The organism is Nonomuraea sp. LPB2021202275-12-8 (assembly GCF_037044575.1).
GTDB lineage: Bacteria > Actinomycetota > Actinomycetes > Streptosporangiales > Streptosporangiaceae > Nonomuraea.
In genome coordinates this window covers 68,516-91,283 of sequence record NZ_JBAHWD010000018.1, presented here as the reverse complement: position 1 = coordinate 91,283, position 22,768 = coordinate 68,516, and the positions used below count along the sequence as shown (strand labels likewise).

The window sequence follows — 22,768 nt, the reverse complement described above, 5'->3', positions numbered from 1 at the left end:
TTGGGACATTACCACGCGCCTCGAGACCTAGGCGAGCACCCCGCCGACCGGCCCGCTAGGCGAGCGCCGAGACCAGCCCGATGGTGAGCGCCGTGCGCTCGGGGATGTGCTCGACCAGCACGTGCTCGTGCCGCGCGTGCGCGCCGTTCCCCACCGCGCCCATGCCGTCGAGCACCGGTCGCCCCAGCGCCGAGACGAAGTTGCCGTCGCTGGCGCCGCCCACCGAGGTCTCCTCCAGATCCCAGCCGAGCCCGGCAGCGGTCGCCTGCGCCTCCTTGAACAGCCGCTCCGACGGCGGGTTGGGCGTCATGGGCGGCCGGTTCCAGTTGCCGGTGACGGCGACCGTCACCCGCGGGTCGCGGGCCCGCAGGCTCGCGAACACCTCGTCGATGCGGGCCATCTCCGCGAAGTCCGTGACCCGCACGTCGACGCCGCAGGTGGCGATGCCGGCGGCCACGTTGCGTCCGGTGCCGCCGCTGATCAGGCCGACGTTGACGGTGGTGCCCAGCTCGGGCGCGCCGGAGGCGGCGATCTCGGTGACGAGCTCGGCCAGGGCGTGGACGGCGCTGGCGCCCGCCGTCGGGTCGAGCCCGGCGTGCGCCTCGACGCCGGTGACCGTCACGTCGAACAGCCCCACGCCCTTGCGCGCGGTCTTCAGCGCGCCGTGCTGCGACGCCTCGAACACCAGGCAGGCCAGCGCGTCCGCGCCGGCGGCCTCGATGTGCCGCCGGGAGAACAGGCTGCCGATCTCCTCGTCGCCGTTGAACAGGAACCGCACACCGGGATGCGGCAGGCCGAGCTCGCGCAGCCCGCGCAGTGCCCAGATGGACTGCACCAGGCCGGACTTCATGTCGAACACGCCGGGGCCGGACACCTTGCCGTCCGCCACGGTGAACGGCCACCCGGCGAGCGTCCCGATGGGCCAGACCGTGTCGTAGTGGCTCATCATGAGCACGGTGCCCGGAGCGGTCCCGTGGTAGGCGAGTTCCAGCACGTCACCGTACTGGCCGCCGTCGCGCAGGACCTCCTCGTCCGGCGCGCCGAGCCGCTCGACGGCCAGCGCGCGCACCCCGCGCAGTCCCTGGACGAGCGCGGCCTTGTCGTAGCTGTGCGTCTCCAGATCGACCAGGGCCTTGAGGTCGTCCAGCATGGCGGGCAGCGCCTGCCGGGTCCAGTCGGTGATTGACACGAGAATCCTTCCTAGGCGACGGGTGCGCCGGGGCCGAGCGGGATGCCGAGCCACCAGAACACGAAGAACAGCAGCGTCCACACGATGAGCAGGGTAAGCGCCAGCGGGATGGTCATCGAGGCGAGGGTGCCGATCCCGGCCGAGCGCCGGTAGCGCTGCAGGAAACCCAGCGCCATCACGAAGTAGGGGCTCATCGGGGTGATGGCGTTGGTGCAGGAGTCGGCGATGCGGTAGAGGGCCTGGGTGTATTCGGGCGGGATGTTCAGCAGCATCAGCATGGGCACGAAGACCGGCCCGACCAGCGCCCACTGGGCCGACCCGCTGGTGACCACCAGGTTGATCACGGTGACCACGAGCAGGATGCCGAGGAACACCACCGGCCCCGACACCCCGGCCGACTTGAGCAGGTCGGCGCCGTTGATCGCGATGATCTCGCCGATGCCGGTCCACTTGAAGTAGGCCAGGAACTGGGAGATGGCGAAGAACAGCACCAGGATCGGCGCCATCTCGCGCAGCCCATGGGCCATGAACGCCGGGATGTCGCGGCTGCTCGTGATGCTGCCGGCCGCTCTGCCGTACGCCCAGCCGACGGCCAGGAACGCCAGCGCGAGGAAGAGCGCGATGGAGCCGAGCAGCGGCGACTGCACGATGCTGCCGCCCTCGCCCCGCAGCGGCGAGCCGGTGGGCAGGACCGCCAGCACGACCGCGGCGACGAACACCACGAGGGTGACGAGCGCGGCCTTGAGCCCGCGCCGTTCGGCGGCGCCGAGCTCCAGGGAGCCGAGGTCGTCCTCGTCGGCGTCCTCGTCGACGGGCAGCGACTCGACCCGGCGGGCCAGCACCTTCTCGGTCACCAGGGTGATCACTCCGGCGAGGACCAAGGAGGAGGCGATGGAGAAGTAGTAGTTGGCCAGCGGGGTGACGACGTAGGCGGGGTCGATCGTGCTCGCCGCGGCCGTGGTCAGCCCCGACAGGATGGCGTCCACGGGCGTGACCAGGGGGCTGGCGTCGTAGCCCGCGGAGATGGAGACGAACGCCACCACGATGCCGAGGATCGGGCTGCGGCCGACCGCGCGGAAGGCCAGCGCGCCGAGCGGGATCAGCACGACGTAGGCGGCGTCGGAGGCGACGTGCGAGACCATGCCGGTGAGGGCCAGCGCGAACGTCACCCACCTGGGCGACACCTTCGCGACGCCGGAACGCAGCACGGCCGCGAGCAGCCCGGACCGCTCGGCGACCGCGACGCCGAGCATCACCACCAGGATCGTGCCCAGCGGCGGGAACGAGGTGTAGTTCTCGATCGCACCGCTGATCATCGTCTGCACGCCGTCGGCGGACAGCAGGTTCTTGGCCGCCACGGTCTTGCCCGTCGCCGGGTTCACGGCCGACACGCCGGCGGCGGCCAGGCCCCAGCTCACCAGGCCCAGTACCGCGCTCAGGATGACGAACAGCCAGAACGGGTGAGGCAGCTTGTTGCCGAGGCGTTCGATGCCGCTCAGGACGCGCAGCACCCCGTTCAGCGAACGTGATCCCGTCGTTGCCTCGGATGTGGTCACCGGTCTGGCCCCTTTCCCTATTTATGGTCATCCATTAGAAGAGCTATGACGGATTTTGGCAAGTAAAATGTTCTCGGCGCCTGAATCTGTCGAAATATCACTCGAAGATGGGAGATACAGTCAGGACATGCTGGACGATGCCGACCTGGACCTGGTGGCGGCGCTGCAGGTCGCGCCCCGCGCCTCCGCCGCCGCGCTGGCCGCCGTGCTGGGCATGTCCGCCAGCACCGTTGGGCGGCGGCTGGCCAGGATGGAGGAGCAGCGGATCCTGCGGGTGATCGGGCAGCTCGACTGGCCGGCCCGCGCCGAGGGCAACCCGCGCCATGTCTGGGTCACCACCGCCCCTGGCGCCTCGGAGCGGGTGGCGCGCGCCCTGGCGGACCTGCCGGAGGCCCAGCTCGTGGCGGAGACCTCCGGCAAGTCCGACGTCTACTGCGCCGTGCACCCCGTGGACCGCGCGCAGGCCCGCGAGCTGCTCGCCTCCCGCATCCCCTCGGTGCCCGGCATCGTCGCGACCCGTTCGGAGCTCGTGCTTCGCGCCCTCACCAAGGCCGACTCCTGGCGCCTGCACCGGCTGGCGGACTCCCAGGTCAAGGCGCTGACCGAGCCGGCCGAGCCGCCAGCCGCCGTGCCGCACGCCGGGCCGCCCGACGTGCGCGCCGCCGACGAGCGCGGGGTGCTCGACCTGCTACGGGCTGACGGCCGGCTCACCGCGGCGCAGGCCGCCCGGGCGCTCGGACTCAGCCAGTCCACCGCCTACCGGCTCATCCAGTCGCTGCTGCGCCGCGGTGTCGTGCGCCCCCGGGTGGAGATCGAACCGGCGCTGCTCGGCTACTCGCTGGAGGTCGTCATCGCGCTCACCACCTCGCCGGGCGCCATCCGGCCGGTGGCCGACGAGCTGGCCCGACACCCTTCGGCCCGCTACGTCTCCATCGTGGCGGGCACCACCTCGGTCATCCACCAGGGCGTCTTCAAGCACGAAGAGGACCTGGGCGACTTCCTGACCAGGGACCTCGCGCACCTGCCCGGCATCACCGCCCTACAGGTGTCGGTGGTGCTGCGGATGCTGCGCCGCTACTGGATCTACCGCGAGGACGGCCGCCTGCTCGACCGGCGCGACGCCGGCGCGCCCGTATGACGAGTCGGCGCCATCACGTGGCGCCGCGGCTCATTCGGACGGGACCGCTGCGGACTCCCGCAGCGGCAGCCGCACCTCGAACCAGGTGTCACCGGGCACCGAACGCACCTTCAGCTCACCGCCGTGCCGCCCGGCCACGATCCGGTAGGAGATGTCCAGCCCGAGCCCGGTGCCCTGGCCGACGGTCTTCGTGGTGAAGAACGGCTCGAAGATCCGATCCCTGATCGCCTCCGGCACGCCGTGGCCGGTGTCGCCGATCTCGATGATCGCCTCGTCCTCGTCGTGGGCGGTGCGGATGGTCAGCGTGCCCTCCTCGCCCATGGCGTCGAGCGCGTTGTGGATCAGGTTCGTCCACACCTGGTTGAGCTCGCCGCCGTAGGCGGGGATCGGCGGCAGCGTCCGGTCGTAGTCGGTCACCACGCTGATGCCGGGCGGGATCTTGCCACGGAAGATCGCGACGGTGCTGTCGAGCAGCTCGTGCACGTCGAGCACCTGGAACGGCGCGCGGTCCATCTGGGAGTACTGCTTGGCGGAGCGGATCAGCGAGGTGATCCGCTCGGTCGCATCGGTGACCTCGCCCAGCATCTGCGAGATCTCGACCGCCTCCGACAGCCAGCGCAGCGCGGCGGGCGTGTGCTCCTCGCCCACCTTCGTGCACACCTTCGCCAGATGCTCCTTGCCGAACCCGGCGTTGACCAGCGGTGAGGCCAGGTCCCAGGCATCCTCCACGCCCAGCTCGTCCAGCGCCTCGCCCAGCTCGTCCTCGGCGTCGGAGATCTCCATCGGGCTACGGGCGGGCAGCTTGCCGACCGCCTCCGTGCACGCCTCCTGCATCTCGATCAGCGCGCGCAGCCGCTCCGGCGGGATCCCGTTCTCGGCGAGCTGGGCGAGCTCCATGCGGGAGACCCTGATCAGCGAGCGCAGCTCGCTCACGGCCCGCACGGCCGCCGCGGCGGGGTTGTTGAGCTCGTGGGTGAGCCCCGCGGTGATCGTGCCGAGCGCGGTCAGCCGCTGCCGCCTGTCGATGATCTCGCGCTGCATCCGCCCGCCGGACTGCAGGCCGTCGAGCAGGTGCATGGCCATCGGGAACCACTCGGTCACGATGTAGGCGAACTTCCTGGCCGGCAGGATGAACACCCGCGACGGCGCGGTGGCGCGCAGCGTGTGCTGGTAGGTCAGGGGCGCCCGGTCGCCGAGGTAGGCGGAGGTGGCCCCGCCGTACACGCCCGGCTGGGAGGTGCGCGGCATGGCGACGGTCCCGGCGCTGACGGTCTCCGAGACCATCTGCAGCTCGCCCTCCACCAGCACCGCGAAGCACTCGGCCGGCTCACCCTGCCGGAGGATCTCCTCGTCCTGCTCGAACGAGCGGATCTGGCCGCTGTTGGCCAGCTTGGTGAGCTGCTCGTCGGTCAGGCGCTCGAACAGGAACAGCTTGCGCAGCTCGTCGATCTCCACGTCCACGGTGGTCATTGCTTCTCCAAATAGCGGTGCACGAGCGCGACGGCCATCGCGCCCTCCCCGACGGCGGAGGCCACTCTTTTGATCGACTCTGCTCGCACATCCCCTGCGGCCAGCACTCCCGGCACGTTGGTCTCCAGGAAGTACGGCTCGCGCCTGAGCGTCCAGTTGCGCGGCCGACGCCCGCCCTGCACGAGGTCGGGACCGGTGAGCAGGAACCCCTTCCCGTCCCGCTCCACGGTGTCGCCGAGCCAGGAGGTGTAGGGCTCCGCGCCGATGAACACGAACAGCCACTGCGTGTCGACCGTGCGCTCCTCGCCGCTGGTCGAGATCGACAGCTGCTGCAGGTGGCCCTCGCCCGCGCCGCCGGTCACCCGGGACTCCAGGTGCACCTCGATGTTGTCGATCGCCTGGATCTGCTCGATGAGGTAGTGCGACATGGACTTCTCCAAACCGTCACTCCTCACCAACAAGTGGACCTTGCTCGCGAATCCCGACAGGTAGACGGCCGCCTGCCCGGCCGAGTTGGCGGCCCCCACGATGTAGACGTCGCTGTCCTGACAGGAGGGCGCCTCGGTCAGGGCGGCGCCGTAGAAGACGCCCCTGCCGACGAACTCGTCCAGGCCGGGCGCCTCCAGGCGGCGGTAGGTCACCCCGGTGGCGAGGATCACCGCGTGCGCGGCGATCTCCCCGCCGTCCTCGAACCCGATGACCCGCGCCTGCCCGCGCGGCTCCAGGAGGGTGACGTTGCGCGCGGTCAGCAGCTCGGCGCCGAACTTCAGCGCCTGCCTGCGCGCCCGGTCGGCGAGCTGCTGGCCGGACACGCCGTCGGGGAAGCCCAGGTAGTTCTCGATCCTGGAGCTCTGGCCCGCCTGCCCGCCTGAGGCGTGCGCCTCGACCAGTACGGTGTTGAGCCCCTCGGACGCGCCGTAGACCGCCGCGCCCAGTCCCGCCGGCCCTCCGCCGACCACGATCAGGTCGTAGAAGTCCGTGGCCGGGGTGGTCGACATGCCCACGGTGGCAGCCAGGGTGGACTGGTCGGGAGCCTGCAGCATCACGCCCTCGGAGGTGACCACCAGCGGCAGGTGGCAGTCGTCGCCCGCGGCCGCCACGAGCTGGGCGCCCTCCGGGTCCTCGGCCAGCATCCACTGATAGGGCACATGGTTGCGGGACAGGAAGTCGCGCACCTTGTAGGACGGCGCGGACCAGCGATCGCCCACCACCCGCAGCTCCGCCGCCGGCACCCGGTCCGTCCGCTGCCAGGCGTCGAGCTGGCCGTCGATCACCGGGTAGAACTTCTCCTCCGGCGGATCCCACGGCTTGAGCAGGTAGTGGTCCAGGTCCACCACGTTGATGGCCTGGATCGCGGCGTCGGTGTCGGCGTAGGCGGTCAGCAGCACCCGCCGCGCGAACGGGTACATGTCCATGGCCGCCTCGAGGAACTGCACCCCGTTCATCTGCGGCATCCGGTAGTCGGCGAGGATGGCCGCCACCTCGTCGCCGCGCAGCCGCATCTCCTTGACCGCTTCGATGCCCTGGTCCGCCGCCTCGGCGCGGACGATCCTGTACTGCTGGCCGTAGCGGCGCCGGAGGTCGCGGGCGACCGCCCTCGACACGCCCGGGTCGTCGTCGACCGTCACGATGACCGGCTTGTCCATGCCCCCGCCTTCCCGTCAGTCCTTTGAATTGTAGGCATTTGTACCTAAGGCTCCGGGCAGCCGTCCGGTCATGCGATGACGCGGCTCTCTCCTCCGTCCACCAGGAGCGAGATCCCGTTCACGAACGAGGCGCGCTCACTGGCCAGGAACGCCACCACGTCGCCGACCTCCTCGGGCCGCCCGATCCGGCCCACCGGCACGCCCGCGGCCCGCGCGGCCAGCCCTTCCTCGTCGCCCGCCAGAGCGCGCAGCCGCTCGGTGTCGATCGGGCCCGGCATCACGTTGTTGACCAGCACCCCCTCGCCGCCCACCTCGCGGGCCAGCGTGCGCACCAGCCCGGCGACGGCCGAGCGGGTGGCGTTCGACAGGGCGAGCCCGTCGAGCGCCTCGCGGGCCGATCTGCTGGTGATCGTGACGATGCGGCCCCACCCCCGCGCGCGCATCTCCGGCAGCACCGCCCGCACGAGCCGTACGGTGCCGAGCAGGTTGCGCTGCACCGCCACGTCCCAGTCGGCCAGGCTCGCGTCCACGAACCGGCCGGGAGGCGGCCCGCCTGCGTTGGCCACCAGGATGTCGATGGGGCCGACCACGTCGCGCGTCTCCCGCACGATCCGCTCGGCGGCCCCCGGGTCCTCCACGTCGGCGAGCACCGCGTGCACCACGCCGCCGAACTCCTGCAGCTCCACCACCGCGTCGGCCAGCCGTTCGGGATTGCGCGCGCTCACGCACACGTCGCATCCCTCCCGCGCGAGACTCTTGGCGGCGGCCAGCCCGAGGCCCGCGCTGCCGCCCGTGACGAGTGCCACCTTGCCTGAGATGCCGAGATCCATGGGGGCGACTATAGATCCCGCGAGCGGGTCAGGAGGGCGGGCGCACCCGGCCGAGCTTGTCCGGGTTCCGCACGACGTACAGCCCGCTGATGCGGCCCTCGTGCACGTCGATGGCCATGAGCTGGCGGCTGGCCCCGAGCTGCGTCCAGATCACCGGCTGACCGTTGGCCTCGCCGATCGTGGGAGGGCCGAAGGAGTAGCGGGCCATCAGCCCGGTGAGGAACGCCAGCACCTTGCGCCGGCCGTGGATCGGCCGCAGCGCGGACCTGACCCTGCCGCCGCCGTCGTTCCAGCTCACCACGTCCTCGTGCAGCAGCTCGGTGAGCGCGTCCAGGTCACCGCCGCCCGCCGCCTCGATGAACTTCGTCAGCAGCTCGGTGTGCTCGCGCGAGGACGGCCGGAACCTGTCGCGGCCCTCCGACAGCCGCACCGAGGCCCGGTGGTGCATCTGCCTGGCGTTGGCGACGGACGAGCCGACGATCTCCGCGATCTGGTCGTACGGCAGCTCGAAGGCCTCCCGGAGGACGAACGCCGCCCGCTCGGGCGGCGAGAGCCGCTCCATCAGGTGCAGCGTCGCGAATGACACGGTGTCGCGCAGCTCGGCGGTGTCCAGCGGGCCCGCCTCCGCGGTCGGGACCGGCTCGGGCAGCCAGGGGCCGGTGTAGGCCTCCCGCTTGACCCTGGCGGAGCGGAGCTGGTCCAGCGCCAGCCGTGACACCACGGTCAGCAGGAAGGCCCGCGGCTCCCTGATGTCACCGCGGTCGGCGCCCGACCAGCGCAGCCAGGCCTCCTGCACGACGTCCTCCGCGTCCCACATGCTGCCGAGCAGGCGGTAGGCCAGTCCGAGCAGCATGGGCCGGTACTCCTCGAAATCCGCGACCCGCTTCACGTCGGGCAGCGTACTCACTTCGCACACGGGCACTCCTCTCCCTGTCCTGAAAGGACGGGGGAGGCACGCCGGATGTGACACAGGGGCGGGTGGAAATGCCGGGACGGCCGTGATGAGCTTGGCGCGTGGCACGAAACTTGATCCTTTCAGGAGGCCCGTTCCACGACTTCGACGCCACGTCGGCCGCCCTCGCAGAGGTGCTCGCCGATGTGGGGGTCGAGTCCGAGATCACCGAGGACATCGCCGGCGCGCTGAGCGAGCCGTCGGAGGTCCAGCTCATCACCTTCAACGCGCTGCGCTGGCAGATGAACGCCGACCGCTTCGCCGGCCTGCGCGACCGGTGGAGCTTCCGCCTCCCCGCCGCGGCCCGCACCACGCTGCTGGACCACCTCGACCGCGGCGGCGGCCTGCTGTGCATGCACTCCGCGTCGATCTGCTTCGACGACTGGCAGGGCTGGCCGCGGGTGCTGGGCGGCTGCTGGACCTGGCCCAAGTCCCACCACCCGCCGCTCGGCTGGACCGGCGTGCGGGTGCACGGTGGGCACCCGATCGTGGACGGGCTGCGCGACTTCGACCTCGTGGACGAGGTCTACAGCGACCTCGACGTGCTGCCCGACGTCCGCCCGCTGGCCTCCTCAGGAGGTCAGCCGCTGGCGTGGGCCCGTCCGGTGCGGCGCGGCCGGGTGTTCTATGACGCGCTCGGCCACGACACCAGGTCCTACGACAACGAGATCCACCGCTCCCTGCTCCAACGAGCCGCGCTGTGGCTGCTGAAACGTCCGGTCACCGGCACCGGCTGAAGAATGTCACAGCCGCCTGCGATCGTGGGCGCCGTGGAGGAACTCGTAGAACTCGTCGACGACCAGGACGATGTGCTCGGCGTGATGGATCGCGCGGAGGCGACCAGGCGAGGCCTGCTGCACCGCATCGCCACCACGATCTGCCGTGACGAGCGGGGCCGGATTCTCGTCCACCGGCGCCCCGGCCACCTCGCCCGCTTCCCCGGCTACTACGACGTGATGGTGGGCGGGGCCGTCGGCGTCGGCGAGCCCTACGCGCAGGCTGCGGCCAGGGAGCTGTTCGAGGAGCTCGGTGTGCGGGTGCCGGTGCGGCCGGTGCTCAGGTTCCTGTGCCGGGGGGTGGCCGGCCCCTACTGGCTGGGGGTGCACGAGGCCGTCGTTCCCCGTGAGCTGCGTCCGGATCCTGAGGAGGTGTCCTGGCACGGCTGGATGAGCGAGGCGGAGCTGCGGTTGGCGGTGTGGCGCTGGCCGTTCGTGCCGGACGGTCAGTACGCCTTCGGCCGCTACCTCGCCTGCGCGCCACGCTGAGTCACGAACGTCGCGATGGCGTCGGCCAGCTCATCGGGCGCGTCCTCGGCCAGGTGGTGGCCGCTTTCGACGGCGTGGCCGCGCACGTCGTCGGCCCACGAGCGCCACACCTGCAGAGGATCGCCGTAGAGGTCCTCCATGTCGTCCCGCGTCGCCCAGAGGAAGAGCATCGGGCAGGCGACCGTACGGCCCGCGGCCCGGTCGGCGTCGTCGGCGGCGCGGTCGAGGCCCAGGCCGGCCCGATAGTCCTCGCACATGGCGTGCACGGTGAGCGGGTCGTGGATGGCGCGCCGGTAGTCCTCGTACGCCTGAGCCCCCATCTGCTCGGGGTCGCCCCGATACCACGCGTCCGGGTCGGCGTTGATCACCCGCTCGGCGGGCTTGGCGGTCTGGCCGAGGAAGAACCAGTGCCACCAGCGCGCCGCGAACCCCGCGTCGCAGCGGGCCAGGGCCTCGCCGATGGGGACGCTGTCCAGCACCGCCAGGTGCGTGACGGCGCTGGGGTGGTCGAGGGCCAGCCGCTGGGCCACGTAGGCGCCGCGGTCGTGGCCCACCACGGCGAACCGGTCGTGGCCGAGCGCGCGCATGAGGGCGACCATGTCCCTGGCCATCGCGCGCTTGGAGTAGGGCTCGTGGTCGGGGGTCGACGGCGGCTTCGACGAGCGGCCGTATCCCCTCAGGTCCGGGCACACCACCGTGTGGCCGGCGGCGAGCAGCGGCGCGACCCGATGCCAGGTGGCGTGTGTCCTGGGGTGCCCGTGCAGCAGCAGCACCGGCGGGCCGTCGCCGCCGTGCCTGACGAACAGTTCCGCCTCGCCGACGTCGATCCTGGCTTGCTTGAAATCGTCGAACATCCGGCCGCCCTACCCGGCGCAGGCCGCCTGACGCGTCCGGACGGTCAGCCTCGCCCGCCGCCGAAGCGGCGGGCCGACTCCGACTCCTGGGCCAGGCGGCGCAGGGCGTCGAAGGCCCGCCCGTACAGGACCGTCCCCAGCACCAGGGCCTCGACGGCGGCGTCACGCGGGCCGTCGAACGGGATCGAGTCCAGCTCGACCTCGGTGACCAGCTTCTCGGCCGCCTCCGCGTACGGCGCGAGGTCCGCGGTGAGGCCGAGCTGGCGCATCCTGACCACGGTCTGCGCCAGCTCGTTCCTGGCAGGGGCCGAGGGATCGACGTGCCAGCCCAGGCCGTCGAGGAGGGTGTCCACCTGGGTGCGGGCCGTGGCCCACTCCGGGGTCGGCTCCGGCTCGACCGAAGGGCTCAGGGCGTACTGGGCGGTGCCGAGCAGGTGGTGGACCGGCAGGGACTCGTCCTGCACCGCTTCCACCACCTGCTTGATCGCGGCGACCGGCAGCCTGCCCACCTCCAGGAGCGCTCTGATCAGGCGCAGTCTGCGCAGGTGCGACCCGTCGTACTCGGCGCGGGTGGCCGCCATCTGCTCCCCCTGGTGGAGCAGTCCTTCGCGGAGGTAGTACTTGATCGTGGGGATGGCCACGCCGGACTTGGCGCTGAGCTCGGACATGCGCATCCTTTGGATATTAGCGCTATCCAGATCGTGCCAGATGCCGGGCCGCGCTGATCAGGTCGTGCACGTCGGCCTGGCGGTTCCAGAGGAAGACCACCTCGATCGGCGGCACCTCTTCCGCGATCGGCACGAACGCCAGCTGCTCCGGCACCGGCGTGCCGTCGCGCACGCACAGGGTGTACCCCGCGCCCTCGCTCACCATGGCGATCGCCAGGTCATGGGTGGCGGCCGACGGCCCGAGCCGCGGATGCAGGCGGTGCCGGACGAACGCCTCCAGGAACCTGCGCGCCCCCGCCACCGCCTCCGACTCGGGCATGACCAGCGGCTCAGCCGCCAGATCGGCCAGCGACAGCCGCTCGTGCCCGGCCAGCTCGTGGTCGCGGCGGAGCAACGCGCGCACCGGTGCGCGGTGGACGAGCATCCGGGCCACGCCGCGCGGCAGGGAGCCGGGGGCGTACCCGAGCCCGGCCTGGAGCGCCCCGTCCACGATGGAGACGATCTGCTCGGCCGTGCCCATCGGGGCCACGCGCAGGCGCGTGTGCTGGAGCTGGGCCAGCAGGCCGGCCATCACGTCGCTCAGCCCGTCGGCCACCCCCAGCCGCGTCGTCTGCCCCTTGCTCCTGGCGGCGATCACCGCACGCTCGAACGCGTCCACCGCGACGGTCGCCTGCGCGAGGAACACCTCACCCGCCTCGGTGAGCCGCACCCCGCTGGAGGAGCGGGTGAAGATCTCCACCCCGACCTCCTTCTCCAGCGCCCTGAGCTGCTCCGACAGGGTGGGCTGGGCGATCCGCAGGATGGTGGCCGCACGGCGCAGGCTGCCGGCGCGGGCGATCGTGATCGCGTAGCGGACGTGGCGTAGATCCATCGCTCACCTCGGGTGATGGTGATGGGCTCTCGATGATCGCACCTCGTCTTACAGAAGTGGATACCTGTCGTGAAGAGGCTCAGTTGACCCCGGGTGACGATATTCACCCGTAATTCACCCGTACGAACCCCGCATCCGTCCGCAGAACCCCACCTCCGTCCGGCCCATACCTCCACGTGCGACGCGATCACCACGTACCACCCGGATCTTCCGCGTACGGCCCGGTCCCGGCGGACGGCCCCGTCTCCGTGGCCCGTGGGGGGATTCACGTGTGGCCCCACACCCCTCCTGTACCAACCGAAAATCGCCGAGCAAGCGCTTGTCTGGAGGGTCCGCCGGGCGGTAGCGTTTGCGGCGGAAACCGCATGCGCCACTGGCCGGGGCAGCTTCGCGCCCTGCTCCGGCGAGTGGTGCGAGGAGCCACCGGTCCGGCAGGAGGTGGGCATGCAGCCCTTCGCCGGAAGGGCGGCCATCGCCGGGATCGGGATGACGGCACTGACGCGCGAGTCCGGCCGCACCGAGCTTGACCTGGCACGCGAGGCCTGCCGAGCGGCATGCGCGGACGCCGGGCTCGAGCCCGCCGACATCGACGCCGTGCTCAGCTATCACCTGAACGACTCCGCGCCTGTCACCCAGGTCGCCAGGGCTCTGGGCATCGAGCGGCTGGGCTGGCACAACGACATCGCCGGCGGCGGCACCCAGGCAGCGTCGATCCTGGGGGACGCGGCCATGCTGATCCACGCGGGTTTAGCCAGAAATATCCTCATTTATCGCGCCCTGAACGGCCGTTCCGGGAAACGTATGAACACTGTCTCCACCGGCCCCCAGGAGCGTTTCACGTACGGGCTGGCGGGCCCGATCCCGATGTTCGCCATGGCCGCGACCCGCTACCTGCACGAGACCGGCCTCGGTGAGCGGCACCTGCACGCCGTGGTGGCCCAGTCCAGAGTCAACGCCGCCGCCAACCCGCGGGCGCTCAGGAGGCAGCCGCTGCCGTACGAGGAATACCTGGCCAGACCGTACGTCTCCACCCCGCTGCGCACGGTGGACTGCTGCCAGGAGACCGACGGCGCCTGCGCGCTGGTGGTCAGCGGCGTACTGGCGGGCCCGCATATCCAGGCGGTGGTGCGCGGGGGAGGCCCGGGCAGCTCCGCGATGGACCGCGCGCCGGACGTCACGGCGATCTTCTCCGCGTACGTGGCCCCGATGCTGTGGGACGCCTCCGGCATGCGCCCGTCGGACGTGGACGTGGCGCTGCCGTACGACGCGTACTCGTGGCTGGTGCCCAGGCAACTGGAGGACTTCGGCCTGGTGAGCCGGGCCGATCTCGGCCCGTACCTGCTGGAACGGCGGCACACGTGGGTGAACCCGCACGGCGGCCTGCTGTCGGAAGGGTACGTGCACGGCCTGAACAACGTCGCGCAGGCCGTCCGGGAGCTGCGGGACGGGCGTGAGGTGGCGCTGGTGACGGGATTCGGCGGCAGCTACGGCAGCGCGGCGCTACTCGCGAGCTGAGGCTCCCGAGCCTGTGATGTTGGACAACGAGGGTCAGGCCCAGCAGAAGCCCGATGGTGTTCAGTGGCGCGCGACAATCATCACTGAAGTGATCAGCCAGGATGGCGCGTGGTTCATCAAACGATGCGAGATGGCCGAGGGTGTGGGCAGCCCACACCCTAGGCCATCCCTGGCGTATAACGGAAAAGGCTGGTCATGACCCAACGGCGAACGGTGCGCCTCGTAGTCCTGATGGCGGCAAGCGTCCTCTTATTGGTCGAGGCCCTTCACTTTTCCGCCGATGAACCTGGACGTTTTCGCGAAATGTATTCCGGAGCCGTTCAAATGGCACATCCAGAGCATCGGTTGATCGACTCAGGCGCAACAATCGGTCCGATCTCAACACGCCTTGAATTTTCGGTCGATGAATATGGCGGATCGGAGGCGGGCCCCCTCAAGGGCTCGGGTGAGCATGACTGCTTTTAGATATCTCGGCAAGTCACTACCCCCGGATATGAAAATGACGGGCATGCTCCAGTCTTTTGGTGGTGGGCAAGGTGCGGATGATGGTGCGAAGATGCAAGCGCGTCGCGAGCTCACAAATCTGGCGGAGAATACTTTCTCCGCTGCGATAATCGAGCTGACCGAACCTTTGGATGAGCAAAAGCTGGACACGACATTCGCGGGCTTGGTGGATACGAAGACGGACACGTCATTCCTGTTCCTGTCCGGCCTGGAAACGGGAATGAGCAAGCCGATCTTCTGGCGACCTTGCGCCGTCTATCGCGCTGCCGTGTGCGAGCGGACGTCCAGTCTGGAACTCTATCGCCGATGGGTGTCCCGGTTCTCCTGGCCGGACGGAATCGGCCTGGCACAACTCGATCTGAACATCGACCGATTGCGAGAGGCCGCGCAAGAAGGGCGTGTCTATGGATTGCTTGCCTCCGGGTATTCTCAACGCAGGCTGTTGGAGATGTTGAACATGCCTGAAGTTCGTACAATACGCATTGTCGAGACATGGACCCTGGGTTGAGCAGATCACATTCATGACGAGCGGAAGTGGACCCACCGGGTCGACCCCGCGGATCCTCCTATTCGGTCAGGTTCACGGCAACGCCTTCTGTGAAACGGGCGTGCCATTTGCCGGACTCGGCAGGGGAGAGGAGCGGGGCTGCCGCCAGCCAGGCTGCCGCTCCTGCGGGATCGCCTCCGCCACGATGGCCGTCGCCGCGGGATCTCCTGCCGCCGCAGCCTGGCTCACCAGCGGTGCCAGCTCGGCCAGGGCCAGCAGTGGCCGTCGGCCGTGGCCGTCACGGTGTGGTTGGTAATTTTTGCCGCGATGGCGCCCGTTCCTGAGATCAGCACCGTGCCCGAGGCCGTGTCCGAGCCCGCGCTGAAGGCCGTGACGACGTCGCCGACCGGCCGCACCACGGCATTGCCGGGGATGGGAGGCAGGCTGTCGTGGGCGGGTCGCTGTCGCCGATCGGCGCCGAAGACGCGCTCCACCAGCGCCTCGAGGACCGCGGCCGACACGTTCGCGCACGCCTGGTCGAATCCCACCGCCCCCGGGTTGCCTCCTGCTGCACTCCCGCGCCCCACCGCGCAGCCGTCGAGTGTGAAGACTGCCGTGCGGGTTGAGGTGCCGCCGGCGTCGACGCCCAGGACCAGCGTCATGTCAAGAATTATTGCCGGGACCCCTTGACGCGGCCAACGGGTGAGCATAATTTTCACCGCGTGGAACTACTTGGCCGGATCAGGACCGAGCGGCACGAGATGCCCGACGCGTTGCGCAAGGTCGCCGACGCGATCCTCGACAACCCCGGCGAGGCCGCCAGGCTGACGATCGTCGATCTCGCCGAGCGGAGCCGCACCTCCACGGCGACGATCACCAGGTTCTGCCGGGCCCTCGGCTTCGCGGGCTACGCCGAGCTGCGGGTCGCCGTCGCCACCGAGACCGGGCGGGTGGCGCAGCAGACCTGGCAGACCGACATCGGCCAGGAGATCCTGCCCGACGACAGCCTGGAGAAGGTGCTGGGCGTGGTGTCGGGCAACGACATCCGGCTGATCCAGGAGACCGGGGACCAGCTCGACCTCGCCGTGGTCGCCAAGGTGGCGCAGGCCGTGGCGGGGGCGGGGCGGGTGCTGCTGTTCGGGGTGTCGAGCAGTGCCGCGGTCGCCAGCGAGATGGAGTACCGCCTGCAGCGGATGCGGGTGCCCACCTGGAGCAGGTCCGACGCCCACAGCGCGCTCACCGACGCGGCGCTGCTCGGGCAGGGTGACGTGGCCATCGGGATCTCCCACAGCGGCAGGACGCGGGAGGTGATCGAGGTGCTGGCCGAGGCCGGCAGCCACGGCGCGATCACGGTCGCGGTGACCTCGCATCCCCGCTCGCCGCTGGCCGAGGTGGCCGAGCTGGTGCTGACCACGTCCAGCCGCGAGACGACGTTCCGGTCCGACGGGTTCGCCGCGATCCACTCGCAGCTGCTCGTGCTGGACGTGGTGTACGTGTCGGTCGCGCAGCGTACGTACGAGCGGACCAGGGAGGCGTTCGATGTCACGGTTCAGGCCGTGGCAGGACATCGCCTGCCAGAAGGAGACGTATGACGATAAATCCGGAGCTATTTGCTGAGCACATCGCTCACCTCGTCCAGACGATCCCGAAAGATCCGGCGATCCCTCAGGCCGCAGCCCTGTTCACCCAGGCGCTGACCCGAGGCGGCGTCATCCAGGCGTTCGGCTCCGGCCACTCCGAGGCGGTCGCCATGGAGATCGCCGGCCGCGCGGGCGGCCTGGTGCCGACGAACCGGCTCGCGCTCAGGGACATCGTCCTGTACGGCGGCGCCCCCAGGTCCGAGCTGGACCGCTACGACCTCGAACGGGATCCGGCCGTCGCCCGCACCATCCTCGACCACGCCCCCGTCCACGACGACGACCTGTTCGTGATCATCTCCAACTCCGGCGTGAACGGCGTCGTCGTGGAGCTCGCCACGCTCGTCAAGCAGCGCGGTCACGCCCTGGTCGCCATCACCTCGCACGCGCACAGCGACGCGGTCGCGTCCCGCCACCCGTCGGGCCGCAAGCTCGCCGACCTGGCCGACGTGGTGCTCGACAACCGGGCGCCCTACGGCGACGCCATGCTGCCCCTGCCCGACGGAGGCGCCACCGGAGCCGTCTCCACCATCACCTCAGCCCTGCTCGCCCAGCTGGTCGTGGCTCAGACCGTGAGCAACCTCCTCCAGGCGGGACAGGTTCCGCCGGTCTACCTCTCGGCCAACGTGCCGGAGGGCGACGCGCACAACCTCAAGCTGGAAGCGCTGTACGCGGGCCGCATCCGCCGCGGCGCCTGACCTCCTCCGCACGTACGACCTCGTCGCCGCGCACGACCGCCGCGGACCACATCACACGACAGCCGCACGACAGCTCTGTTTGGCATGCCGCACATTCGGGGGCCGCTGAAACAAGGAGAACCCCACCCATGTCGCGAAATTTCCGAAAAGTATTGCTGTCCTTAGCCATCCCCCTCGCCCTGATCGCCTCCCTGGCCATCGCCAACCCCGCCAGCGCCGAGCAGGCCATCCGCCTGCAGTACCGCACCAGCGCCCCGGGCAACACCACCGCCCAGGCCGAGCCGTGGCTCCAGCTCTTCAACGACGGCACCACCACGATCCCGCTCAACCAGGTCAAGATCCGCTATTACCTCACCGGCTCTGAGTCCTACCGCTTCGCCTGCTCCTGGGCGGTGGTGTCCTGCTCGACGGTGACGGGCCACTTCGTCCCCCAGGCAGCCGGAGCCCAGTATCTGGAGATCGGCTTCACCTCCGGCTCCCTCGCCGCCGGCGCCACCACCCGCGACCTGCAGCTGCGCTTCTACCGGGCCGACTGGCAGAGCTTCACCCAGAGCGACGACCACTCCTACGGCGCCCAGACGTCCTACGCCGACTGGAGCAAGATCGCCGTCTACGTGGGCGGCGAGCTTGCCTGGGGCACCCCCTCGGGCAGCGATCCCGGACCGTCGCCCGACCCGACGGATCCGCCGCCCGGCCCCGGCGGCGTGCTGTTCGACGATTTCACGTACACGAACTCCTCGGACCCGAGGCTGGCGCAGCGTGGCTGGACCGTGCGCGGCAGCTCCGGCGGCCCCGGCGTGCCCGGCGCGACCTGGTCGCCGTCGGCGATCACGTTCCCGGGCGGCCTGCTCACGCTCGACTCCTCGACGAACGGCACCGCCTCGGGCACCGTGCACACCGAGCTGTCCACCGCGAACCGCAAGTTCTTCGAGGGCACGTACGCGGCCCGAGTGCGCTTCACCGACGCCCCCACCAGCGGCCCTGACGGCGAGCACGTGGTGCAGACGTTCTTCACCATCACGCCGCTCCGCTTCAACCTGGACCCCGACTACGGCGAGCTCGACTTCGAGTATCTGCCCAACGGCGGCTGGGGCGAGCCCGGCAACATCCTCTACGCCACCAGCTGGGAGACCTACCAGGGCGAGCCGTGGCAGGCGGTGAACGTCCACACCGAGGAGCGGACCAGCTTCGCCGGCTGGCACGACCTGGTCATCCAGGTCTCGGGCGGCCGTATCAAGTACTACGTCGACGGGCGCCTGTTCGCCGACCACGGCGGCATCCACTACCCCGAGACGCCGATGTGGCTCATGTTCAACCAGTGGTTCATCGACCTTCAGGCGGCCACCGGCACCCGCACCTACAGGCAGCAGGTCGACTGGGTCTACCACGCCAAGAACGAGGTCGTCTCGCCTGCCGGCGTGCAGAGCCGGATCAACGCCCTCCGCGCGGAGGGCACCGCCTTCCGTGACACCGTTCCCAACCCGTAGCGAGAAGGCATCATGACGCACCGACTCACCGCCGCGGTGGCGGCACTGGCACTGGCCGCGGCGGCGTGCGGCTCGACCCCCGAGACCTCGGCGGGCACGCCGGCGAGCAGCGGCCCCGCCAAGCTGGCCGTCTGGATCATGGACGGCAGTGTCACGCAGGACCTGCTGAAGACGTTCGAGACCCGCTACGAGGCCGCGCACCAGGGCGTCGACCTCGACCTCCAGATCCAGGCCTGGGACGGCATCGGCGAGCGGGTGACGGCCGCGCTCGCCAGCACCGACCCTCCCGACGTGATCGAGGTGGGCAACACGCAGGTCGCCCAGTACGCGGCCAGCGGCGGCGTCCAGGACTTCACCGCGAAGGTCGCCGACCTCAAGGGCGAGGACTGGCTGCCCGGCCTGGCGCAGCCCGGCAACATCGACGGCAAGCAGTACGGCGTGCCCTGGTATGCCGCCAACCGGGTCGTCGTCTACAACAAGGATCTGTTCGCCGAGGCGGGCATCGAGGCCCCGCCCAAGACGAGGGACGAATGGCTAAATATCACGACAAAGCTCAATAAAGGTGGTAACCAGGGCATCTATCTGACCGGGCAGACCTGGTACGCCCTGGCGGGGTTCGTCTGGGACGAGGGCGGCGACCTCGCCGTCCAGGAGGGCGGCGCGTGGCGCGGCGCCCTCGACACCCCCCAGGCGCTGGCCGGGATGGACTTCTACCAGCGCCTGCAGGCCCTCGGCAAGGGTCCCAAGGACGCCGACGAGGCCAACCCGCCCCAGCACGAGGTGTTCGCCCAGGGCAAGGTGGCGCAGATCATCGCCGTCCCCGGCGTTGCCGCCCGCGTCCTGGAGGTCGAGCCGAAGCTCAAGGACAAGATGGGCTTCTTCCCCATCCCCGGCAAGACCGCCGACAAGCCCGGCGCCGTCTTCACCGGCGGCTCCGACCTGATCGTCCCGGTCGCCTCCAAGCACCAGGACGAGGCCTACGAGGTGGTCAAGGCCCTGGCCGGCGAGCAGTTCCAGACCGAGCTCGCCAAGGCCATGAGCTTCGTGCCCAACCGCACCTCGCTCGCCTCGGTGCTGTCCGGAGACGAGGGCACCGCCGCCATGGCCGCCGCCGCGGCGGTGGGCAGGGCCACTCCGAACACCCCCAACTGGGCCGCCGTCGAGGCCACCTCGGTCATCAAGCAGTACATGACCGCCGTGCTCACCGGCGCGGACCCGGCCACGGAGGCCAAGAAGGTCTCCGAATCCATCGCCACGACACTCAACAGCGGGTCCTGAGCCCGTGCGCGACCGTTCGCTCTGGCCCTACCTGCTCATCGCGCCCACGGTGGCGGGTGGGGCCTTCCTCCTGCTCTACCCGCTGCTCAAGGCGGCCGTGATCTCGCTCCAGCACTTCCGCATGGGCGAGCTCATCAGGGGCGGGGCCGCCTTCATCGGCCTGGACAACTACCAGGAGCTGCTGGCAGGGCAGGAGTTCTGGCAGGTCCTGCTGCGCACGCTCGTGTGGACCGCGGTGAACGTGGTGCTCATCGTGGTCCTGTCCACCGGCGTCGCCCTCATGCTGGTGCGGCTGCGGCGCGGCATGCGCCTGGCTGTGATGAGCGCGCTGGCCCTGGCCTGGGCCACCCCCGTGATCGCGGCCACGACGATCTTCCAGTGGCTGTTCCAGTCCGAGCTGGGCGTCGTCAACTGGCTGCTGGGGACGCTCGGCTTCGACTCCTTCACCGGCTACGCCTGGTTCGCCGACGGCACGGCGACCTTCGCCGTCCTGGTCATCCTCGTCGTCTGGCAGTCGGTGCCGTTCGCGGCGCTCACCCTCTACGCGGGGCTGACCACGATCCCGGCGGAGCTGTACGAGTCGGCCAGGATCGACGGCGGCACCGGCTGGCAGGTCTTCTGGAAGGTCACGCTGCCGATGCTCAGGCAGCTCTTCGCCCTGATCGTCTCGCTGGAGGTGATCTGGGTGGCCAAGTGCTTCCCGCAGATCTGGGTGCTGAGTCAGGGCGGCCCCGGCGACGCCACCACCACCCTGCCGGTGTACGCGTTCAAGATCGCCCGGGTGCTGCACCGGTACGACCTGGGCTCGGCGGTCGCCATGCTCACCGTCGTGATCCTCGCCGTGGCCCTGATCAGCAACCTGCGACGGATGGTCCGCTCATGAGAAGGCTCACGCTGAACGCCGCGGCGCTGGTCGTGCTGGTGGTGATGAGCTTCCCGGTCTACTGGATGTTCCTCACGGCGTTCAAGCCGACCAGGGACATCCAGTCGGAGACCCCGACGTTCTGGCCCGCCAGCCCCACCCTGGAACACTTCGCCACGGCCGTGAACGCGCCCGGGTTCTGGACCTTCTGGCGCAACAGCCTGCTGGTCACCGTGGTGGCCGTGCTGCTCGCGCTGCTCGTGGCGCTGCTGGCGGCGTTCGCCGTGGCCAGGATGCGGTGGCGGGGGAGGGGCGCGTTCGTGGTCATGGTGTTCGCCGCGCAGATGGCGCCGTGGGAGGCGCTGCTGGTGCCGGTGTTCATCATCGCCAGGGACACCGAGCTGCTCGACTCGCTGGCGATGCTGACCGGGGTCTACTTCATGATCACGCTGCCGTTCACGATCGTCACGCTGCGCGGGTTCCTCGCCGCGATCCCGCTGGAGCTGGAGGAGGCGGCGCAGGTCGACGGGTGCAGCAGGCTGGTGGCGTTCAGGAGGGTGGTGTTCCCGCTGCTCGCGCCGGGGCTGATGGCGACCTCGCTGTTCGGTTTCATCACCGCCTGGAACGAGTTCGCCTTCGTCAACGTGCTGATCATCAAGGATCAGGACAAGCGGACCCTGCCCGTCTGGCTGTCGTCCTTCCGCGACGTCTTCGGCACCGACTGGGGCGCGACCATGGCCGCGGCCAGCCTGTTCGCGCTGCCCGCCCTGCTGCTGTTCCTGTTCCTGCAGCGACGGGTGGGTGCCGGCATGACGGCTGGCGCGGTCAAGGGCTGAGATCAGGCGGGGGCGGTGAAGCGGGCGTGCAGCGCGTCCCTGTCGCCTTCATGCAGCAGGTCCCGGGCGGCCAGCCAGGCCGCCGCCCCCGCCGTGTCCAGCGCCGTCGCCACCGGCTCGCCCTCCAGCAACTCCAGCACGGCCTGCCGTACCGGGCCTTCGTTGGTGAGCACGCTGCCGGCGAGCACGACGGGACCGGAGGCGTGCACCCGCCTGACGGTGTCGACCAGATGCCCGGCCGCCTGCCCGGCGATGGCGAGCGCCCTCGGGTCGCCCGCCGCCGCCGCCTGGCTCACCAGCGACGCCAGCGCGGCCAGGCGCATGTGATCGGCCTGCGCGAGGCGTACGAGACGATCGGCGGTGTCGCGCGGCGAGAAGCCGCGCTCGGCGCCGAGGAAGTGCTCCAGCACCAGCTCGGTGAGCGGACCGGAAGGGGAGCCGCCGGACGTGGCGAGCCGGTCGCGGTCGAGGGCCGCCACCACGGCCTTGGCGGCGGCGCGGCCGATCCAGAAGCCGGAGCCCTCGTCGCCGAGCAGCCAGCCGAGACCGTCGGCGACAGAGGCCATCTCGTAGCCGGCGATCCGGGCCGCCACCGCGCCCGTGCCCGACAGCAGCAGCGACCCGTCGGGGGACGGCGAGCCGGCCACATAGCCGATCACCACGTCGCCCGTGAGCCGCGGACCGGCCGGGATGCCCAGGTCGGCCCAGAGCTTGGCCAGCTCGGGCGCCATCGACTGCACGTGCCCGGCGACCCCGGCCAGGGAGGCCACCACGCTGGAGCCGTCATGGCCGATCAGAGCCTCGCGCAGCGTGGCACCGATGGCGGCGACCGCCTTGACCAGCCCGTGGGCACTGGGATTGCCCGCACCCCCCCTGGCGTAGCCGACTCGGACGCCGTCGAGCGTGTGCACCGCGACACGGGTGGAGGTCGCGCCGGCGTCGACTCCGACCACGAGCGAATAAGTCACGATCAGATTGTGGGTCTTGACGTGACCGACAAGCAAGAATAATTTTCGCCAGAAGAC

At 70.3% G+C, this 22,768-nt stretch carries 22 protein-coding genes; 11 read left to right on the top strand and 11 right to left on the bottom strand.

Going from position 1 to position 22,768, the window contains the following annotated elements; translation table 11 throughout:
• Positions 1-55: 55 nt before the first annotated feature.
• Both V5E28_RS28930 and V5E28_RS28925 read right to left on the bottom strand, forming a co-directional pair.
• Complete coding sequence (locus tag V5E28_RS28930) at positions 56-1,150, bottom strand: M20 family metallopeptidase (protein ID WP_442945882.1); 1,095 nt, start codon at positions 1,148-1,150, stop codon at positions 56-58.
• 50 nt (positions 1,151-1,200) lie between these two features.
• Positions 1,201-2,745, bottom strand: coding sequence for an AbgT family transporter (locus V5E28_RS28925; protein ID WP_336211349.1), 1,545 nt, complete (start codon positions 2,743-2,745; stop codon positions 1,201-1,203).
• Positions 2,746-2,872: 127 nt separating this feature from the next.
• Here V5E28_RS28925 and V5E28_RS28920 point away from each other — a divergent pair, with 127 nt between their 5' ends.
• Positions 2,873-3,883 carry an Lrp/AsnC family transcriptional regulator gene (locus tag V5E28_RS28920; RefSeq protein ID WP_336211348.1) on the top strand — a complete coding sequence of 337 codons (1,011 nt, stop codon included), beginning with the start codon at positions 2,873-2,875 and terminating at the stop codon, positions 3,881-3,883.
• 30 nt (positions 3,884-3,913) lie between these two features.
• Here V5E28_RS28920 and V5E28_RS28915 read toward each other — a convergent pair whose 3' ends face one another.
• The 4 genes from V5E28_RS28915 to V5E28_RS28900 form a co-directional block, all read right to left on the bottom strand.
• Positions 3,914-5,353: a sensor histidine kinase gene (locus tag V5E28_RS28915; RefSeq protein WP_336211344.1), complete on the bottom strand. Its 1,440-nt coding sequence runs from the start codon at positions 5,351-5,353 to the stop codon at positions 3,914-3,916.
• A complete protein-coding gene (locus V5E28_RS28910) occupies positions 5,350-6,999 on the bottom strand; it encodes an FAD-dependent oxidoreductase (RefSeq protein WP_336211341.1) in 1,650 nt (549 codons plus the stop codon). Before V5E28_RS28910 ends, V5E28_RS28915 begins: the two co-directional genes overlap by 4 nt.
• Before the next feature lie 68 nt (positions 7,000-7,067).
• Positions 7,068-7,829 (bottom strand): SDR family NAD(P)-dependent oxidoreductase, encoded by a 762-nt coding sequence (locus tag V5E28_RS28905; RefSeq protein WP_336211338.1) that lies wholly within the window; start codon positions 7,827-7,829, stop codon positions 7,068-7,070.
• 28 nt (positions 7,830-7,857) lie between these two features.
• Complete coding sequence (locus tag V5E28_RS28900; RefSeq protein WP_336211336.1) at positions 7,858-8,745, bottom strand: RNA polymerase sigma-70 factor; 888 nt, start codon at positions 8,743-8,745, stop codon at positions 7,858-7,860.
• A gap of 98 nt (positions 8,746-8,843) precedes the next feature.
• On the opposite strand from V5E28_RS28900, the gene V5E28_RS28895 reads away from it, so the two are divergent.
• Positions 8,844-9,518, top strand: coding sequence for a ThuA domain-containing protein (locus tag V5E28_RS28895; protein WP_336211334.1), 675 nt, complete (start codon positions 8,844-8,846; stop codon positions 9,516-9,518).
• A gap of 33 nt (positions 9,519-9,551) precedes the next feature.
• On the top strand, positions 9,552-10,046 hold the full coding sequence (locus tag V5E28_RS28890) for an NUDIX hydrolase (RefSeq protein ID WP_336211332.1): 495 nt from the start codon (positions 9,552-9,554) through the stop codon (positions 10,044-10,046).
• Here V5E28_RS28890 and V5E28_RS28885 read toward each other — a convergent pair.
• Genes V5E28_RS28885 through V5E28_RS28875 form a run of 3 tightly spaced genes read right to left on the bottom strand, consistent with a single transcriptional unit; the run spans position 10,022 to position 12,439 of the window.
• Complete coding sequence (locus V5E28_RS28885; protein WP_336211329.1) at positions 10,022-10,900, bottom strand: alpha/beta fold hydrolase; 879 nt, start codon at positions 10,898-10,900, stop codon at positions 10,022-10,024. The genes V5E28_RS28890 and V5E28_RS28885 overlap by 25 nt on opposite strands.
• A gap of 44 nt (positions 10,901-10,944) precedes the next feature.
• Positions 10,945-11,568, bottom strand: coding sequence for a MerR family transcriptional regulator (locus V5E28_RS28880; RefSeq protein WP_336211327.1), 624 nt, complete (start codon positions 11,566-11,568; stop codon positions 10,945-10,947).
• A 22-nt stretch (positions 11,569-11,590) separates the two neighbouring features.
• On the bottom strand, positions 11,591-12,439 hold the full coding sequence (locus V5E28_RS28875; protein ID WP_336211323.1) for a LysR family transcriptional regulator: 849 nt from the start codon (positions 12,437-12,439) through the stop codon (positions 11,591-11,593).
• A 438-nt stretch (positions 12,440-12,877) separates the two neighbouring features.
• Here V5E28_RS28875 and V5E28_RS28870 point away from each other — a divergent pair, with 438 nt between their 5' ends.
• Positions 12,878-13,954, top strand: coding sequence for a thiolase C-terminal domain-containing protein (locus V5E28_RS28870; RefSeq protein WP_442945879.1), 1,077 nt, complete (start codon positions 12,878-12,880; stop codon positions 13,952-13,954).
• Positions 13,955-14,453: 499 nt separating this feature from the next.
• Complete coding sequence (locus tag V5E28_RS28865) at positions 14,454-14,966, top strand: hypothetical protein (protein WP_336211319.1); 513 nt, start codon at positions 14,454-14,456, stop codon at positions 14,964-14,966.
• Between the two features lie 224 nt (positions 14,967-15,190).
• Here the strand turns inward: V5E28_RS28865 and V5E28_RS28860 are convergent, their stop codons facing one another.
• Positions 15,191-15,607, bottom strand: coding sequence for a hypothetical protein (locus V5E28_RS28860; RefSeq protein ID WP_336211318.1), 417 nt, complete (start codon positions 15,605-15,607; stop codon positions 15,191-15,193).
• Positions 15,608-15,667: 60 nt separating this feature from the next.
• On the opposite strand from V5E28_RS28860, the gene V5E28_RS28855 reads away from it, so the two are divergent.
• The 6 genes from V5E28_RS28855 (at position 15,668) to V5E28_RS28830 (ending at position 21,743) form a co-directional block, all read left to right on the top strand.
• Positions 15,668-16,537 (top strand): MurR/RpiR family transcriptional regulator, encoded by an 870-nt coding sequence (locus V5E28_RS28855; RefSeq protein WP_336211315.1) that lies wholly within the window; start codon positions 15,668-15,670, stop codon positions 16,535-16,537.
• Positions 16,534-17,280: an SIS domain-containing protein gene (locus V5E28_RS28850; protein ID WP_336211312.1), complete on the top strand. Its 747-nt coding sequence runs from the start codon at positions 16,534-16,536 to the stop codon at positions 17,278-17,280. Before V5E28_RS28855 ends, V5E28_RS28850 begins: the two co-directional genes overlap by 4 nt.
• Before the next feature lie 128 nt (positions 17,281-17,408).
• Positions 17,409-18,767 (top strand): cellulose binding domain-containing protein, encoded by a 1,359-nt coding sequence (locus V5E28_RS28845; protein ID WP_336211309.1) that lies wholly within the window; start codon positions 17,409-17,411, stop codon positions 18,765-18,767.
• Positions 18,768-18,779: 12 nt separating this feature from the next.
• The gene (locus V5E28_RS28840; RefSeq protein ID WP_336211307.1) at positions 18,780-20,045 is read left to right on the top strand and encodes an extracellular solute-binding protein; all 1,266 of its coding nucleotides are present in this window, start codon (positions 18,780-18,782) and stop codon (positions 20,043-20,045) included.
• A 4-nt stretch (positions 20,046-20,049) separates the two neighbouring features.
• Positions 20,050-20,928 (top strand): carbohydrate ABC transporter permease, encoded by an 879-nt coding sequence (locus tag V5E28_RS28835; RefSeq protein WP_336211306.1) that lies wholly within the window; start codon positions 20,050-20,052, stop codon positions 20,926-20,928.
• Positions 20,925-21,743 (top strand): carbohydrate ABC transporter permease, encoded by an 819-nt coding sequence (locus tag V5E28_RS28830; protein WP_336211305.1) that lies wholly within the window; start codon positions 20,925-20,927, stop codon positions 21,741-21,743. The genes V5E28_RS28835 and V5E28_RS28830 overlap by 4 nt, the downstream gene beginning before the upstream one ends.
• Before the next feature lie 2 nt (positions 21,744-21,745).
• On the opposite strand, the gene V5E28_RS28825 is transcribed toward V5E28_RS28830, so the two are convergent.
• Complete coding sequence (locus V5E28_RS28825) at positions 21,746-22,711, bottom strand: N-acetylglucosamine kinase (protein ID WP_336211304.1); 966 nt, start codon at positions 22,709-22,711, stop codon at positions 21,746-21,748.
• Between the last annotated feature and the right edge of the window lie 57 nt (positions 22,712-22,768).